Here is a 15,933-nt window from a genome sequence, read left to right on the forward strand (position 1 = left end):
CTGTCGATCCGAATCGAACCGATGGACGGCGCCGACATCGAGCGTTGTGTCGAACTCGAACAACTGCTGTTCCCCGAAGATGACCCGTGGCAGGCGGTGTCGTTCCGGTCCGAACTGGCCGCACCACACAACCGGTACATCGTCGCCCGCGACGACGACGGGCGAATGGTCGGCTACGCGGGCGTCGCACTGCTCGGTGATGAGGAACACCCCGAGGCCGAGGTGCACACCATCGGCGTCGACCCGCACTGCCATCGCGCGGGTATCGGCACCGTGCTGCTCGAGGCGTTGCTCGCCGAGGCCGGCAAGCGCGGCGGACCGGTATTTCTCGAAGTGCGCACCGACAACGCCCCCGCGATCGCGATGTACGCCAAGCATGGCTTCCACATCATCGGACTGCGCAAGAACTACTACCACCCGAGCGGTGCCGACGCCTACACCATGCGCAGGCCCGCGCTGACCGGCGTGGGTGCGGCCTGGGACATGGCTCGCGGGGAGGTGCTGTCGTGATCGTCATGGGCGTCGAAAGCTCGTGTGATGAAACCGGAGTCGGCATCGTGCGCTGGCACGACGACGGCACCTGTGAGCTGCTCGCCGACGAGGTCGCCTCCAGTGTCGAGCAGCATGCCCGATTCGGCGGCGTCGTCCCCGAGATCGCCTCGCGCGCGCACCTGGAGGCCATCGTGCCCGCCATGCGCAGGGCGCTCGCGGCCGCGGACATCGCCAAGCCCGACGCGCTGGCAGTGACCATCGGGCCGGGCCTCGCCGGTGCCCTACTGGTCGGCGCGGCCGCCGCGAAAGCCTATGCGGCAGCGTGGGATGTGCCGTTCTACGCGTTGAACCACCTCGGCGGACATGTCGCGGTCGACACGCTGGAACACGGATCGATGCCGCCGTGCGTCGCGCTGCTGGTGTCGGGTGGGCACACTCATCTGCTGCACGTCACCGATCTGGCCGAGCCGATCGTCGAGCTGGGCAGCACCATCGACGACGCGGCAGGAGAGGCGTTCGACAAGGTCGCCCGGCTGCTCGGGCTCGGTTTCCCCGGCGGCCCCGCGCTCGACGCGGTGGCGGCCGGCGGCGATCCGAAGGCGATCGCGTTCCCGCGTGGCATGACGGGCCCGCGCGATGCGCGCTACGACTTCTCCTTCTCCGGTGTGAAAACTGCCGTCGCCCGCTATGTGGAGGCAGCCCAGCGCAATGGTTTCACCGCGGCCGAACTGCCGATTCCCGATATCGCGGCGTCCTTCCAGGAGTCGGTCGCCGACGTGCTCACCATGAAGGCGGTGCGTGCGGCCCAGGATGTCGGCGTCGACACGCTGGTCCTCGGTGGCGGCGCGACCGCCAACTCCCGAATCCGTTCGCTCGCCGAGGAGCGTTGCGCGGCAGCAGGATTGACGCTTCGGGTGCCGAAACCCCGGCTGTGCACCGATAACGGCGTGATGATCGCGGCGCTCGGCGCCCATGTGATCGCCGGCGGCGCGAAGCCGTCACCGCTGACGGTGGCGACGGACCCCGGCCTGCCGGTGTCGGTCAGCCAGGTCGGCTGACTGCCGCGGCGGATCCGGCTAGCGCGCTGGAACCAACTGTTGCGTTGAGTTACCGCCGGCGGAACCGGAATTCGCTCGCGGCAGCAGCGGAACCCGCGATTTCGCTGGGTCCTGGGTCGGTGCCGGAGGCGGTGGGGTGGGCGCGGTAGACGGTGCCGCGGTCTCTTCTCCCGGCTGGCTGTGTTCCGCCGGGTTCGAGGAGGACCCTGCCGGTGGGGCCAGCGGGTTGCCGAACAACGGGCCGAGCAGCTCCGGGAACGGGATCGGCGGCAGGTTCGGATCGGGACGCAGCGTGGGCTGCGTCGGCGTGGTGCTCGCGGGTGTCGGTATGGTGCTCGCTCGCGTGGTCGGCTGGCCGCGGTCCTGGGTGATGGACGGGAGACTGCTGCCGCTCGGCCGGTTCGTGCTCTCTCGATTTTGCCCGGTCGGTGTCGGCGGAACCGGCGCCGATGCCGACGGCATCTGGGTGCTGCTGGTGGTGCCCGCGGGGGAGACGTCGTCGCCGGAGGTCGGTGCGAAGGTCTTCACGCCGTAGCCGATGATCAGTCCGACCACCACGATGGCCCCGGCCACGGTGCCGACCACCTTGGTGAAGGTGCCGACCGGCGCGTCGGAGGTGAGCGCGTTGACCGGGAACACCGCGGGCTGTGCCGCGTCGGCGACCAATGCGGCGCCCTTGGCGATCACTGCCTCCGGTTCGGGGACCGTGTGCACGGGAATATCGAGTTCATTGCAGAGCGTGGACACCACGGCGGGGATATTGGCCCCGCCACCGATCACCGTGACCGCCTGCGGGAACGTGGGCGCCCGCGCGAAGACCGCCGCGGCGTAGACGCCGATCTCGCGCAGCAGATCAGCGATCAGCTCCTCGAAATCGGCTCGTGTCAGCTTGAGTGGCTGCCCGGCGACATGGTCGATGGTCACAGCAGGCGCGATGGACAGATGTTCCTTGGCGGCGCGGCCGCGATTGGTCAGCATGCCGCGGTTCGGGCGGGTGCCGCGCCGGGCGTAGTGCAGGTCGACCAGATGGTGGTAGATGAGTTCGTCGACGGCATTGCCGCTGATCGCCGTGGTGCGTTCGCTGCGGAGCACGGTGCCGTCGGCCTGGTCGGCGACGGTGACGGTGAGACCGGACGCGCCGAGGTCGATGACGGCGACAGTTTCATAGCGGTCCAGCAGGCCGGTGTGGCGCAGGTAGGTCAGCGCTGCTGTGCTCTCCGGGATCAGCCGCAGGTCGCGCTGCTTGCCGGTCGCCGCGCGGATCAGCTGGGCCTGTTCCTTGCTGCGATAGGCGACCGCGACACTGGTCGGCGGCCGGCTGGAGGCCGATTCCAGCCCGATCGAGTGCGCGCCGGCGAACCGTGCGCCCACCGGGTGCACAACGTCGTGTGGCAGCTGCGTGGTCGGTAGCTGGGTCGTCATGAGCTCGATCGAGGACGCCACCAGATCGCCGAGATCGGAGTGGGCCGCGTCGGCGGAAACGACGCGGTAGTCGAAATTCTGGGCGCCGTTGGACGCGGTCGCGACCAGCGCCGAGCAAACGACCTCGTTCCCGGCGGAGATGCCGAGTGATGTTCGCATGTCACCTCCCTTCGAGCGGATGGTCATGTGCTGCTGACCATCTCGAATGGACTACCGAACTTCTCGCGTGGATGGCGAGCGATTCGGACTCGGGATCCGGCCGACCCGTCGTCCGGATGGGTCGCGGGGACCAGCCATGGATCACGTGTGGTCTTGCCCTCTGGTGAAGCTGGTTCTCTCAAACGCTTGTACTGTGACGGCTGGGACTACCGGGTACTGCTCGGCTTCCCCTGTGACGCTGGTTGTTTCATAGCTCTCCGTGCGCCCCCGATGACGCCGGTTCGTGATGAACGCAGCGCGCGGAGAACAACCGTCGTCCATAGTGTCACAATCCGTTACCCGAACGTTACAGATTTGCTGATCTCTTGGGAAGTCTTCAGGCCCTTCGGCATGGCGTGACACCGGCCACCGATCCGACACGCCGGCAGAATTGGCACAACCCAACCTTGAGCGCTGGCACTCTCATGTATAGAGTGCTAGTCGGCACTGTGAGTAGTGCTTTAGTGCCAGTTCGACCACTGAGCAGGTGTCCCGGCACCCGCGACGACGGGGCTATGCGCAGGGGTCGACATAGCTAGCGACTGCTTGCAGGTCGCGCGAAACAACACGACACCGATGGTCCGGGACAACAGTTCCGGACGACCGTATATCCCCTGAAAGTGGAGGGCTCAACGTGGCGAGCGTGAACATCAAGCCGCTCGAGGACAAGATCCTCGTCCAGGCCAACGAGGCCGAGACGACGACGGCCTCCGGCCTGGTCATCCCCGACACGGCGAAGGAGAAGCCGCAGGAGGGCACCGTCATCGCCGTCGGCGAGGGGCGCGTCACCGATAAGGGTGACCGCATCCCGGTCGACGTCAAGGAGGGCGACACCGTCATCTACAGCAAGTACGGCGGCACCGAGATCAAGTACCAGGGCGAGGAATACCTCATCCTGTCGGCGCGCGACGTGCTGGCCGTCGTCACCAAGTGACCGAGCTCCGCGCGGTCGGCTGACCGTGCTGCCCGGCCATTGCCGGGATCGAGTCGTCACGACACTGCCCCGGTTCCCCTGAGCGGGGCCGGGGCAGTGTCGTTTCAGCACTGGAACCCTAAGGAATAGGACTTATGGCAAAGCAGATCGAGTTCGACGAGAAGGCTCGCCGGGCTCTGGAACGCGGTGTCGACAAGCTCGCCGACGCCGTGAAGGTCACCCTCGGGCCGCGTGGCCGCCACGTTGTGCTCGCGAAGGCCTTCGGTGGCCCTACCGTGACCAACGACGGTGTCACAATCGCGCGCGAGATCGACCTCGAGGACCCCTTCGAGAACATGGGCGCGCAGCTGGTCAAGAGCGTCGCCACCAAGACCAACGACGTCGCGGGCGACGGCACCACCACCGCGACCGTGCTCGCGCAGGCGCTGGTGCGCGCGGGCCTGAAGAACATTGCCGCGGGCGCGAACCCGATCGCGGTGGGCTCTGGCATCGGCAAGGCCGCCGACGTGGTCTCCGAGGCGCTGCTCGCGCTGGCCACCCCGGTCTCCGGTGAGCAGGCCATCGCTCAAGTCGCGACCGTCTCCTCGCGCGACGAGGAGATCGGCGCCATGGTCGGCAAGGCGCTGACCACCGTCGGCAAGGACGGCGTCGTCACCGTAGAGGAGTCCTCGACGCTGCAGACCGAACTCGTCGTCACCGAGGGCGTCCAGTTCGACAAGGGTTACCTCTCGCCCTACTTCGTCACCGACACCGACAGCCAGCAGGCCGTGCTCGAGGACGCCTTCATCCTGCTGAACCGGGAGAAGATCAGCTCGCTGCCCGATCTGCTTCCGCTGCTGGAGAAGATCGCCGAGTCCGGCAAGCCGGTGCTGATCATCGCCGAGGACGTCGACGGCGAGGCGCTGTCGACCCTCGTCGTGAACTCGATCCGCAAGACCATCAGGGCCGTTGCCGTGAAGGCGCCGTTCTTCGGCGATCGCCGCAAGGCGTTCCTCGACGACCTCGCCGTCGTCACCGCGGGCACCGTGGTGAACCCGGACCTCGGCATCACGCTGCGTGAGTCAGGCCTCGAGGTGCTCGGCAAGGCGCGTCGCGTCGTCGTCACCAAGGACGACACCACCATCATCGATGGTGCAGGCACCGCCGAGGACATCGCGGCCCGCAGTGCGCAGCTGCGTCGCGAGATCGAGGCCACCGACTCCGACTGGGATCGCGAGAAGCTCGAAGAGCGGCTGGCGAAGTTGTCCGGCGGCGTCGCGGTGATCAAGGTCGGCGCGGCCACCGAGACCGCGCTCAAGGAGCGCAAGTACCGGGTCGAGGACGCTGTCAGCGCCGCGAAGGCCGCCGTCGACGAGGGCATCGTCCCCGGTGGCGGTACCGCGCTCGTACTCGCGAGCGCCAAGCTCGACGAGCTGCGCGATTCGCTCTCCGGCGACGAGGCGGTCGGTGTCGAGGTGGTGCGTACCGCACTGTCGGCGCCGCTGTTCTGGATCGCCACCAACGCGGGCGTCGACGGCTCCGTGGTGGTCAGCAAGGTCGCGGATGGGAAGGAAGGCTTCAACGCCGCCACCCTCACCTACGGTGACCTGCTCACCGACGGTGTCGTCGACCCGGTCAAGGTGACCCGCTCCGCCGTCGTGAACGCGGCGTCGGTGGCGAGGATGATCCTCACCACCGAGAGCGCCGTGGTGGAAAAGCCTGCCGAAGAGGCCCACGACCACGGTCATGGACACGGCCACAGCCACTGAGTTCGGTTCGACATGCGAAGGCCCCCCGGAACATTCCGGGGGGCCTTCGTTTGTGAACTTTATGAACAGAACAATGGATTTCGTACGTTGAGTTCAGGGAAATTCCTGGGTTGCTTCCGAAATCGACTATGCACCGAACGTTGGTTCGCGCGTCTTCTTCCCGATGCGCTGCGGCGCCGGGAATGAACGCTAAGAGGCGACGGGCGGTTGCTCGGCGGCGATGGCCGTGAGCAACCGCCCACGCAGGGCAGGGGGCGGCTGAACAGCTGTCACCGCCGCAAATGCGGCGAGGACGTCTCTCGTCTCTTGCACTTCAGCGAGGAATTCCGTGTGTAGGGCAGGGTCCTCGCTATCGAGCAGGTCTTGTACTGCGTGATGGTCTTCGTCGTCGATCGATGCGAGCGCGACGGCGTGCGCGAGATCGATCTGGACTTCGTTCATCTCACGTCACCCCCAAACTTTTTTTCAGTCGTGTCAGTCCGTCCCGGATACGGGACTTAACGGTTGGTAACCCTACGCCGAGATAGGTGGCTACCTCTGCGTAGGTTCGCCCGCCGTAGTAGGCGAGCGAGATGGCCTCTCGCTGGGTCGGTGTCAATGTGGCGAGACCCTCGAGAACGGCCTGTTGTTCGAGCCTTCGCTCGACTTCTTCGGTGACCTCATCGAATTCGTTGCCGAGAACCCTTATCCCGTAGGCGACTTCGCGCTGGGTATGGGCTTGTTCGGCGCGAACCCGGTCGACCGCTCGCCGGTGGGCCAGCGTCATCAGCCACGTCACCGCCGACCCTTTCGCCGAGTCGAAACTCGCCGCAGTCCGCCAGATCTGCAGGAAGACCTCTTGAGTGGTCTCCTCCGCATATCCGGGATCATGCAGAACGCGAAGCACCAGACCGAAGACGCGCGCACACGTTCGGTCGTAGAGCTCGGCGAAAGCTTCCTGGTCGGACTGGCCGCAGCGCTCGAGAAGGGCGGCTAGCTCGATACTTTCGGCTGCGCGTGCCGATACCGCAGAATCCACACGAGGTGGGATGGCTTCTCTTCGGAACGAGTCGCCCTCTGCGGCCGTCGGCCGCGTTGTCACAACGCTCCATTTTGTGTCATCGGTCACTACCGTAGCGTGCCGCTATGACTGCCCTTCTAGTGGGGTGGCGGCAATCTACGTGTGGTCCAGGGACTTCGACACACCGGGCGATTCCTAGGGGGCCACGCCGTGGCACGCCGATAAGTGTTGCGAAACGCCGAACCGACAGCTGGGTGGCTTCTGGCCGTTGCTGCGGCAGGCATATCGGTGGTGACAGCTACCGCTTGCGCGCCGACGCGATCGAAGGTGTTGTATTGGTCGGTCGTTTGCTAGGGATTCGGCGCGCCGCGCCGTGCGGATGGGATCGGATTCCGCGTGGCGCACTCGGCTATACCGCCATGCGGCGGCGGTTGCGGCGCGCGTGCATCTCGCGTTCCGTTTCCGACATTCCACCCCAGATGCCGTAGGGCTCGCTGACTTTCAGGGCGTGGCTGCGGCATTGCATCAGTACCGGGCAGCTCCGGCAGATTTCCTTGGCGCGCATCTCCCGTGCGGTGCGGGCGCGGCCGCGTTCGCCGTCGGGATGGAAGAACACCGCGGAATCCTGCCCGCGGCAAGACCCTCTCATCTGCCAGTCCCAGACATCGGCGTTCGGTCCGGGAAGGTGGGTCGGCATGGGCATGGTGAACTCCTCGTGGTGCGAGCTCGTCAGCGTTGTCGAGCAGTTGTTCTGCAAACAGTTGTGGCCACGGCGCTGGGTCGGCGGCGTGCCTATCGGCCCGCCCTTCGCGGTCGCTGTAATTTCGCGCGGCGCCGACCGTGGCGATGAGTTACGTTAGGTCCAGCCGCGAAATTCCGTCAATAGTTCGACGCAGTAGTTTTCCAAATGTTGGGCTGCGAAATTTAACCTCTACGGTGTTTACTTTTTGCATTGCTTCTGGTGATACTGGTCGGTTGATCGACGGCTCGCATCGAACCGTCTGGCTCGATTCGCGAGTATATCCGCAGGTGGGCGCGGTTTCGGCGGCTGACTCCCCATGCCTGGGGAGCTATGGCTGTCGTGGGGGCGGTCACAGTGCCGATCGGGGCCGGTGGGGCGGCGGATCGGAGATGGCGGAATCGGGGCGCTGAGGTTAATTGCGCGAAACGCATGTGAATTCCTATCGCACGTGCCCGTTGATTGCCCGTACGAGATTTACCTGATGGAAACATGATGTTGGCATTCGAAATGCTGGATGGTTGCCGGGATGTCTCGGCGATGTTTCCGGGGACCCGGGCGTGCTCGCGGCGCGCGATAGAGTTCGGCCGTGTCCGCGCCAGCTATCCCTATATATAGCGAGTCAACACCGCTCGCCGCCGCCGCTTTCGGCGATCGTCGTGCCCTCGGCGCTGCCGAGTTGCCGGTGCCGCGAAGCGCCCTCGATTCATGGCATCGGGCGGTGATTCTCGGCGGCGGGGGCCACTACGCCGCAGCCCGCGCCGAACTTCGGTTACTGCGCTCGCGCACCACCGACCCGGTGCTGCTTTCGCTCGCCGCGAGCACCGAGGGTTCGCTGTTGCGCCAGCTCGGCTGGCATGCCCGCGCCGCGGTCGCCGACGGGCGGGCCGCGGCGCTCGTCCTCCCCACTCGTGCCGAGGGCGGGAGCGGGGTCGGCCCGGACCGCACCGACGCTGTCTGTGATGCGCTGACCGGTCTCGCCGCCGATGCGCTCGGCACCGGCAGGCTCACGCTGGCCACCCGTTTGCTGTGGCGCAGCCACGACGGTCTCGACCCCGAACAGCTGCGCTGGCGGCCTTGGGTGCGCTGGCACTGGGTTTCGGCGGAGACCGCCCTTGCCTCGGGCCGTGCCGACCCCGCGCGCACCCATGCCGAGGCCGCGGTGGAATTGGCCGAGCGTGGCCCCTCGATCCGGCACCGGATCAAATCCAGGCTGCTGGTCGCGGCGGCTGCCGCCGCCGGGGGCGACGCCGAGCATGCGTGCGTCCTCGCCGAGGCGGTCGCCGCCGAATGCCGCGAATACGGGTTGCTTCCGCTGCGCTGGGCATGCGCCATGCTGCGTGCGGGTGTATCCGCCGACGCCGACGCAGCAACCGCTGCCGGCACCGAAGCCGCCGAATGTGCCGCGGCTATTGCTCGGCGTGGCGGGCGGTTTCGGCTCGCAGGTGTTGCCTAGATCTTCCACTGGAGGCGACCCGTGTTGCCCGGCTCCCGGCATTGTGTAGCTATTGTTAGATCCGTTCCGCCCCACCGGCGGAAGCACTGGTCATCCCCGACCGTGCCACTTGTAACGCCAGGAATTTCTCTGACGATGACGAACATGGGCGAAGAGTTGGACCTCGCCGTCACTGCGGCTGCGCAGGGCGACAGATCCGCTTTAGCTCAGGTACTCGAAATGGTCCGCCCGCTGGTGGTGCGCTACTGCCGCGCGCGGATCGGCGCCGCGGAGCGAGGACAACTCTCTGCGGATGACGTTGCGCAGGAGGTATGTCTGGCTGTGATGACCGCCTTGCCCAGGTATCAAGACCAGGGCAGGCCCTTCATGGCCTTCGTATACGGAATCGCTTCGCACAAGGTCGCCGATGCTCATCGAAACGCCGCCCGTAACAAGGCGGAGGCGATGGCCGAAGTACCAGATGTCATATCCACCGACCATGGTCCGGAACAACGAGCTCTCGAATCAGAGACGAGCAGGCAGATGAACAGTCTGCTCGCGACTCTTCCTGAGAAACATCGGGAGATCCTGATCCTGCGATTGGTCATGGGTTTGTCAGCGGAAGAAACCGCAGTCGCCGTGGGCAGTACGGCGGGTGCGATACGGGTGGCCCAACACAGGGCACTCGCGAAACTGAAGTCACAAGTGGCGAGGGCAGGTGAAATGTATGGCTAGGGATGGCGAGCGCGGTCGGGGCGACTGGAAGGCGCGGCTTGGATCGCGAAATAGCGGTCCCTACGCCGAGAGCGTCGGTGACACCGGTCCGGTGGACATCGCAGCGGTACGCCGCGACGATGCGCTGATCGATGCCATCGCAAGCGATGGTCCGGTACGGACCGACAGCGCGGAGGAGTATCAGCTCGCGACGCTGTTGGCCGATTGGCGGGCCGAGCTGTTCTCGGAGCCGATGCCGGGGGAACCGAGCCTCGATGAAATCGTGGCTGCGGTCAACCAGGAGATCGGTGCTCGACAAGTCCGCATCGGCGCACAGACCGGCGGACGACTACGGCTACTTCGCCCGATCGCGGGGACGGCTGCCGCACTGGCACTTGTCATCGGCGGTATGACGGCGTTCTCCTACAACGCCGAACCCGGTGATCCGCTATGGCGGGTCAAGGAGGTCGTGTTCAGCGAACAGGCCCAGACCACCGTGGTTCAGCGTGCCGGCGACTACCTGACCGAGGCGCAGACACTGCTCGATTCGGGTAATCCCGAAATGGCGAAGGCCAAGCTGGAGGGCGCTCGGCAGAACGTGACTCAGGTCAACGACACCGATAAGCAGAGTGAGCTGACGGCGCGCTGGGAATCGGTCCTCGCCGAGCTGCGCAAGAAGGCACCGGATATCGCGAGCTCGATCACGGCGACGCCGACGCGGCCCGCCGAGCCGAAGCCGAGCTCCGACACCTCCGGTACGAAGCCGACGACCGGCAACCCGCAGCAGACCATTCTGCAGTCGCCGGATACCTCGGGGACCAAGCCGCCGACGAGCGCGGACCTAACTGCTCCTGGCCAACCGTCGACTACTGTGCCGCCGGTGATTCCGCCGATCACGGCCGAGCCGACAACGCCCCCCACGCAGAATCCGCCACCGACGCAGGATCAAACACCCCCCGTTGTGCCGACCACGGTGGTCATCCAGCCGCCCGTTCCGCCAACGCAGCCCGCGACGCCTCCGTCGGCCAGCAACCCCGGATCTGTCGTGGTTCCCACCGGGACGGGTGGATCAACCGGGACGGGTGGATCAACCGGAACCGGCGGGTCCACCGGAACGGGGGGAACCGGTGGAACGGGCGGGTCCACCGGAACAGGAGGAACCGGAGGTTCTGGTGGAACGGGCGGAGCAGGCCCCGCCACCTAGGCTCGAGAACAACAACCGATAAAAGACATCAACCGATCGCCGACCGGCGGTCGGCTTTTTGTCTGTGTCGTTGCTTACAGCACGTCTGTGCGAGTCCCGTGCTGTTCGCTCGGCTGTGCGGACCCCGTTGCAAACGGAAGGGTCAGCTGTCGAACCCGTCGAATCCGTCGCCGTGGAAAGCCTCGTTCATCGAGGCATCCGCGTAGCCCCTGCAGTAGTCCCAGGTGACATACGCTTCCGGCGTCGGATCGTAGGCGGGCTCGTGCGGGCGCACGGTGCCGTCGACCAGCAGCTGAAGCAGGTTGGCGCGCAGCATGTCCCAGTCGTGGTAGTGATCCTGCCTGCAGTCTTCGCAGCTGACCACGAGTCCACGGATACCGCGATGCGCCAGTAGTGCCTCGTACACTGCGAGATCGGCGAGATCCTCCTCGACCGCAAGGCGCTCGTGGGGATCCAGCGGCTCGCCGGGCTCGATGGCATCGAGCGCGGCGGACGGGTCGGAGGGGTCTCCGGCAAACGGATCCGGCGGCAAGCCAGGTGGTAGATGGTCACGCACACCCCCACGGTACGCAGAACAGGGGGGTCTTCGCCAGCTATGCGCCACGCCAGTTTCGCCGGCGCGTCGAGTTTCGCGGGTGCGCGTCGCGAGTTGACCAGAGCCGCAGCCGCCCTCGCGCACCGCGATCGTGGGCGAGTTTGCGGGACAGATACCATGGGTGAAAGGCGCCGGCCAGTACCCGACCATTGGCGGAGCCGTCACCATCCATCCCATCAGTTCTGCGCGACGCCGGTCGATCGGTGTCGGTCGCTTTCGACGTCCAGGAGGGGTCGATCCGAATGAGTAATCCCGTACCGGGCGAACGTATCGGAGTCCGCCCCCATACGGGTGGTGACGATCCGAACAAGATCGCCATGCTCGGCCTCACGTTCGACGATGTGCTGCTGCTACCGGCCGCTTCGGACCTCATCCCCAGCTCGGTGGAGACCTCCAGCCAGCTGACCCGCGAGATTCGGTTGCGCACCCCGCTGGTGAGTTCGGCGATGGACACCGTGACCGAAGCCAGGATGGCAATCTCCATGGCGCGTGCCGGCGGCATGGGTGTGCTGCACCGTAACTTGGCGGCTGCCGACCAGGCTGCGCAGGTGGAGACCGTGAAGCGGTCCGAGGCAGGCATGGTGACCGATCCGGTGACCTGTCGCCCGACCGACACCCTCGCAGAGGTCGACGCGATGTGTGCGCGCTTCCGCATTTCCGGCCTGCCCGTCGTGGATGAGACCGGCGAGCTTGTGGGCATCATCACCAACCGCGACATGCGCTTCGAGGTCGACCAGAACCGCCGCGTCGCCGATGTGATGACCAGAGCGCCGTTGATCACCGCGCAGGAGGGCGTCACCGCGGAGGCCGCGCTCGGTCTGCTGCGCAGGCACAAGATCGAGAAGCTGCCGATCGTCGACGGCGGCGGTCGCTTGCGCGGACTCATCACGGTCAAGGACTTCGTCAAGACCGATCAGTACCCGAATGCCACCAAGGACCGCGACGGCCGCCTGCTGGTCGGCGCCGCGATCGGTGTCGGCGACGATGCGTGGTCGCGCGCGATGACGTTGGCCGACGCCGGCGTGGACGTGCTGATCGTCGACACCGCGCACGGACATCAGGCACAGGTGCTGCAGATGGTCACCAAGGTCAAGGCCGAGGTCGGCGATCGCATCCAGATCGTCGGCGGCAACGTCGCGACAAGGGCAGGCGCTGCCGCGCTCGTCGAGGCGGGCGCGGACGCGGTGAAGGTCGGCGTCGGCCCCGGCTCCATCTGTACGACCCGTGTCGTGGCCGGTGTCGGCGCGCCGCAGATCACCGCCATCCTCGAGGCCGTTGCCGCCTGCAAGCCGCACGGCGTTCCGGTGATCGCCGATGGCGGCATCCAGTTCTCCGGTGACATCGCCAAGGCGATCGCCGCAGGCGCGTCCACCGTGATGCTCGGCTCGGTGCTGGCCGGCACGGCCGAATCGCCCGGTGAGCTGATCCTGGTGGGCGGCAAGCAGTTCAAGAGCTACCGCGGTATGGGTTCGCTCGGCGCCATGCAGGGGCGTGGGCAGGCGAAGTCCTTCTCGAAGGACCGCTACTTCCAGGACGACGTGTTGGCCGAGGACAAGCTGGTGCCCGAGGGCATCGAGGGCAGGGTGCCGTTCCGCGGACCGGTCAACCAGGTGATCCATCAGCTCGTCGGCGGCCTGCGCGCCGCGATGGGCTACACCGGCTCGCAGTCGATCGCACACCTGCAAGAAGCCCAGTTCGTGCAGATCACCGCCGCCGGCCTCAAAGAGAGCCACCCGCACGACATCACGATGACCGTCGAGGCCCCGAACTACACCGGTCGCGGCTAGTCGACCCGACGGTAATGTACTGGACCGGTCGGTCGGTGCATGATGGACCTGGCACGCGTGCCATTGCGGCGCCGAGCCAATAGTCGAGCGAAACGGTGGGTCAGGACATAGCGCCGGACCCACCGCCCCCAAGTAACCAACAAAGTCGCGAGCATTACCCCGAACACACCCACTCGCCACGACAACGTCTTCCGAGCGAAGCGAGACCGAGCCCTAGAGTTCGCGGCCGGTCTCGCTTCCGAGCGGCCGAAGCGCATGTGCCGAAGGCGCGAGTCTCGGCCGCTCGGAAGCGAGACCAAGGGGGGCCGCGAACACGCAGCGCCGCAGGCGCTGCAAATAAAACAAGGAGAACAGCCAGTGCGCGACATGGTCGAGATCGGCATGGGCCGGACCGCCCGGCGTACCTACGAGCTGGATGATGTCGACATCGTCCCGTCGCGGCGGACTCGTTCGTCGAAGCAGGTATCGCTGTCCTGGCAGCTGGATGCCTACCGGTTCGAGATCCCGTTCCTCGCGCACCCCACCGACGCGCTGGTCTCGCCGGAGTTCGCCATCGAACTCGGCCGCCTCGGCGGGCTCGGCGTCATCAACGGCGAGGGCTTGTGGGCCAGGCACGCCGATGTCGCGGCGAAGATCGATCAGCTGGTCGAGCTGGTCGGCAAGGGCGGTTACGAGCGGGCCGTCGCGTTGCTCCAAGAACTGCACGCCGCGCCGATGCAGCCGGATCTGCTGGCGGCCGCGGTGGCGCAGGTGCGTGCCGCGGGTGTCACGGTGGCGGTGCGGGTGAGCCCGCAGAATGCCCGCGCTCTGACTCCGGCGCTGGTGCAGGCGGGTATCGACCTGCTGGTCGTGCACGGCACCATTATTTCCGCCGAGCACGTCGGTGACGGTGAGCCGCTGAACCTCAAGACCTTCATCTCCGAGCTCGATGTGCCGGTCGTCGCGGGTGGCGTGAGCGATCACCGGACGGCGCTGCACCTGATGCGCACCGGCGCGGCCGGTGTGATCGTGGGCTACGGCTCTTTCCCCGGTGCGACGACCACCGGGGAGGTGCTGGGCATCGGGGTGCCGATGGCCACCGCGATCGCCGACGCCGCTGCCGCGCGCCGCGACTACCTGGACGAGACCGGTGGTCGCTACGTGCACGTCATCGCCGACGGTGACGTCGCGACCTCCGGTCAGCTGGCCAAGGCGATCGCGTGTGGCGCGGATGCCGCCATGCTCGGTGTGCCGTTGTCGGTCGCCGCCGAGGCTCCGGGCCGCGGCTGGTACTGGCCTTCGGCCGCCGCGCATCCTTCGGTGCCGCGCGGCGCGCTGTTGCCGGTCGACGAGAGCTGGGTCGACAGCGAGGACGGCGACGTGGTCCGGCCGAGCCTGGAGCGAGTGCTGTTCGGGCCCTCCGACGACCCGTTCGGTTCGCTGAATCTCGTTGGTGGACTCCGTCGCTCGATGGCGAAGGCCGGTTACTCCGACCTCAAGGAATTCCAGAAGGTCGGGCTCAGCGTTCGCGCTTGATCGGACGCGCGGTTCGATTGCTCGAATGTCAAGCTCGTTCAGCGTGCGTGACTCGGGGGTCACTCGCTCGCGCAGGAACCGCCGCATCGCGGTGTTCACCGGATTGTCCGGTTCGGTGCCGGCGAGCCCCTGACTACACCGGCCGCGGCCGGCCACAACCCACAGAGCCGCGACAATCACCACCGACGTCCCCACTCGCCCGGTGACCCCGTGTGGTGCGGTGAACGCGCGTCGCGCTCAACGAACTCGTGTCGGAACCGTGCGTTCACGCAGGAACTGCTGGATCGCATGGTTCACCGGTTCCGGGTGGGTCATGGTGACGGCCAGTCGCGCGCCCGCGATTTCGACGTAGGTCGATCCGGTCAGCCCCTGCGTGAGTTGTTGGGCGCGGTCGCGGGCGATGCCGCTGTCGGTGGCGTGAATCACCAAGGCGGGGCTGGAGATTTCGGGCAGTCGGTCCAGCACCGAATCCCGGCCGAGCAGGCAGCCCGCCGCGACCTCGATGCCACGGCGATCGCGCACCAGCCAGCGTTTGGTCCAGATCGATCGGTACCACTCGTCGTCGCCGATCAACCAGTGCGCCAGCTGGTCGACCGCGTCCTGCCTGGAGCTGTCGTCGTACCATTCGTCCAGAAATTTCTGGGTCGCCGTCGACTGTTCGGGAGTCGGTCCGTGTGCTTCGGTGCTGATGAGAATCAGCGCCGACACCCGTTCGGGTGCGATGAGCGCGGTGCGCAAAGCGGTGAAGCCCCCTTGCGCGGTCCCGCCGACCACGGCACGTTCGGCGCCGAGGTGATCCAGCACCGTCAGCGCGTCGCGCGCGGCGGTCCAATAGGTGAAGGGCAATCCCTGGTCCCTGGTGCGTCCGTGGCCGCGCGCATCCCAGGACACAATGCGGAATTCCGGTGCCAGCGCAGCCATTTGCGACGCGAACATCGTTCGGTCCATGAAGAATTCGTGCGCGAGTAGCACCACCGGACCGTGCCCGCCGCTGTCCTCATAGTGGATGTCGGCGTCGATCGCGCGGGCGAATGGCACGAGCATGAGGATAACCAGCGGTGCGGGGGTGCGCGGGACGATTTGCGCCCTCAT

15 protein-coding genes are annotated in these 15,933 nt (G+C 66.6%); 9 read left to right on the top strand and 6 right to left on the bottom strand.

Going from position 1 to position 15,933, the window contains the following annotated elements; translation table 11 throughout:
• Both rimI and tsaD read left to right on the top strand, forming a co-directional pair.
• Complete coding sequence (rimI, locus tag OHA42_RS10130; protein WP_328412748.1) at positions 1 to 510, top strand: ribosomal protein S18-alanine N-acetyltransferase; 510 nt, start codon at positions 1 to 3, stop codon at positions 508 to 510.
• Positions 507 to 1,550, top strand: coding sequence for a tRNA (adenosine(37)-N6)-threonylcarbamoyltransferase complex transferase subunit TsaD (gene tsaD / locus OHA42_RS10135; protein WP_406236484.1), 1,044 nt, complete (start codon positions 507 to 509; stop codon positions 1,548 to 1,550). The genes rimI and tsaD overlap by 4 nt, the downstream gene beginning before the upstream one ends.
• An 18-nt stretch (positions 1,551 to 1,568) precedes the next feature.
• Here the strand turns inward: tsaD and OHA42_RS10140 are convergent, their stop codons facing one another.
• Positions 1,569 to 3,131: an Hsp70 family protein gene (locus tag OHA42_RS10140; protein WP_406236486.1), complete on the bottom strand. Its 1,563-nt coding sequence runs from the start codon at positions 3,129 to 3,131 to the stop codon at positions 1,569 to 1,571.
• 673 nt (positions 3,132 to 3,804) lie between these two features.
• On the opposite strand from OHA42_RS10140, the gene groES reads away from it, so the two are divergent.
• On the top strand, positions 3,805 to 4,104 hold the full coding sequence (gene groES, locus OHA42_RS10145) for a co-chaperone GroES (protein ID WP_014981824.1): 300 nt from the start codon (positions 3,805 to 3,807) through the stop codon (positions 4,102 to 4,104).
• Between the two features lie 134 nt (positions 4,105 to 4,238).
• Complete coding sequence (gene groL, locus OHA42_RS10150; protein ID WP_406236488.1) at positions 4,239 to 5,852, top strand: chaperonin GroEL; 1,614 nt, start codon at positions 4,239 to 4,241, stop codon at positions 5,850 to 5,852.
• A gap of 189 nt (positions 5,853 to 6,041) precedes the next feature.
• Here the strand turns inward: groL and OHA42_RS10155 are convergent, their stop codons facing one another.
• The 3 genes from OHA42_RS10155 to OHA42_RS10165 form a co-directional block, all read right to left on the bottom strand.
• A complete protein-coding gene (locus OHA42_RS10155) occupies positions 6,042 to 6,293 on the bottom strand; it encodes an RskA family anti-sigma factor (RefSeq protein WP_406236489.1) in 252 nt (83 codons plus the stop codon).
• Position 6,294: 1 nt separating this feature from the next.
• Positions 6,295 to 6,870, bottom strand: a complete 576-nt coding sequence (locus OHA42_RS10160) for a sigma-70 family RNA polymerase sigma factor (protein WP_406236490.1) — start codon at positions 6,868 to 6,870, stop codon at positions 6,295 to 6,297.
• 391 nt (positions 6,871 to 7,261) lie between these two features.
• A complete protein-coding gene (locus OHA42_RS10165) occupies positions 7,262 to 7,555 on the bottom strand; it encodes a WhiB family transcriptional regulator (protein WP_040704593.1) in 294 nt (97 codons plus the stop codon).
• Positions 7,556 to 8,180: 625 nt separating this feature from the next.
• On the opposite strand from OHA42_RS10165, the gene OHA42_RS10170 reads away from it, so the two are divergent.
• The 3 genes from OHA42_RS10170 to OHA42_RS10180 all read left to right on the top strand — a co-directional run bounded on the left by OHA42_RS10170 (position 8,181) and on the right by OHA42_RS10180 (position 10,944).
• Complete coding sequence (locus tag OHA42_RS10170; RefSeq protein ID WP_406236492.1) at positions 8,181 to 9,047, top strand: hypothetical protein; 867 nt, start codon at positions 8,181 to 8,183, stop codon at positions 9,045 to 9,047.
• Positions 9,048 to 9,182: 135 nt separating this feature from the next.
• Positions 9,183 to 9,761: a sigma-70 family RNA polymerase sigma factor gene (locus OHA42_RS10175; RefSeq protein ID WP_328409422.1), complete on the top strand. Its 579-nt coding sequence runs from the start codon at positions 9,183 to 9,185 to the stop codon at positions 9,759 to 9,761.
• A complete protein-coding gene (locus tag OHA42_RS10180) occupies positions 9,754 to 10,944 on the top strand; it encodes an anti-sigma-D factor RsdA (protein WP_406236494.1) in 1,191 nt (396 codons plus the stop codon). The genes OHA42_RS10175 and OHA42_RS10180 overlap by 8 nt, the downstream gene beginning before the upstream one ends.
• A 142-nt stretch (positions 10,945 to 11,086) precedes the next feature.
• On the opposite strand, the gene OHA42_RS10185 is transcribed toward OHA42_RS10180, so the two are convergent.
• Positions 11,087 to 11,500: a DUF5319 domain-containing protein gene (locus tag OHA42_RS10185; RefSeq protein ID WP_011207424.1), complete on the bottom strand. Its 414-nt coding sequence runs from the start codon at positions 11,498 to 11,500 to the stop codon at positions 11,087 to 11,089.
• 281 nt (positions 11,501 to 11,781) lie between these two features.
• Between OHA42_RS10185 and guaB the strand changes: the two genes are divergently transcribed.
• Both guaB and OHA42_RS10195 read left to right on the top strand, forming a co-directional pair.
• Positions 11,782 to 13,326 carry an IMP dehydrogenase gene (gene guaB / locus OHA42_RS10190; protein ID WP_328409426.1) on the top strand — a complete coding sequence of 515 codons (1,545 nt, stop codon included), beginning with the start codon at positions 11,782 to 11,784 and terminating at the stop codon, positions 13,324 to 13,326.
• 357 nt (positions 13,327 to 13,683) lie between these two features.
• Positions 13,684 to 14,841, top strand: a complete 1,158-nt coding sequence (locus tag OHA42_RS10195; RefSeq protein ID WP_378687692.1) for a GuaB3 family IMP dehydrogenase-related protein — start codon at positions 13,684 to 13,686, stop codon at positions 14,839 to 14,841.
• A gap of 237 nt (positions 14,842 to 15,078) precedes the next feature.
• On the opposite strand, the gene OHA42_RS10200 is transcribed toward OHA42_RS10195, so the two are convergent.
• The gene (locus tag OHA42_RS10200; RefSeq protein ID WP_406236497.1) at positions 15,079 to 15,933 is read right to left on the bottom strand and encodes an alpha/beta fold hydrolase; all 855 of its coding nucleotides are present in this window, start codon (positions 15,931 to 15,933) and stop codon (positions 15,079 to 15,081) included.

It is taken from the genome of Nocardia sp. NBC_01009, from assembly GCF_045208035.1.
Classification (GTDB): Bacteria; Actinomycetota; Actinomycetes; order Mycobacteriales; family Mycobacteriaceae; genus Nocardia.

Coding starts and splice junctions, on each gene's coding strand:
- OHA42_RS10200 (WP_406236497.1), bottom strand. CDS start 15,933: ATGAGGGCGCAAATCGTCCCGCGCACCCCCGCACCGCTGGTTATCCTC.
- OHA42_RS10140 (WP_406236486.1), bottom strand. CDS start 3,131: ATGCGAACATCACTCGGCATCTCCGCCGGGAACGAGGTCGTTTGCTCG.
- OHA42_RS10155 (WP_406236489.1), bottom strand. CDS start 6,293: ATGAACGAAGTCCAGATCGATCTCGCGCACGCCGTCGCGCTCGCATCG.
- OHA42_RS10180 (WP_406236494.1), top strand. CDS start 9,754: ATGGCTAGGGATGGCGAGCGCGGTCGGGGCGACTGGAAGGCGCGGCTT.
- guaB (WP_328409426.1), top strand. CDS start 11,782: ATGAGTAATCCCGTACCGGGCGAACGTATCGGAGTCCGCCCCCATACG.
- OHA42_RS10165 (WP_040704593.1), bottom strand. CDS start 7,555: ATGCCCATGCCGACCCACCTTCCCGGACCGAACGCCGATGTCTGGGAC.
- OHA42_RS10175 (WP_328409422.1), top strand. CDS start 9,183: ATGACGAACATGGGCGAAGAGTTGGACCTCGCCGTCACTGCGGCTGCG.
- groL (WP_406236488.1), top strand. CDS start 4,239: ATGGCAAAGCAGATCGAGTTCGACGAGAAGGCTCGCCGGGCTCTGGAA.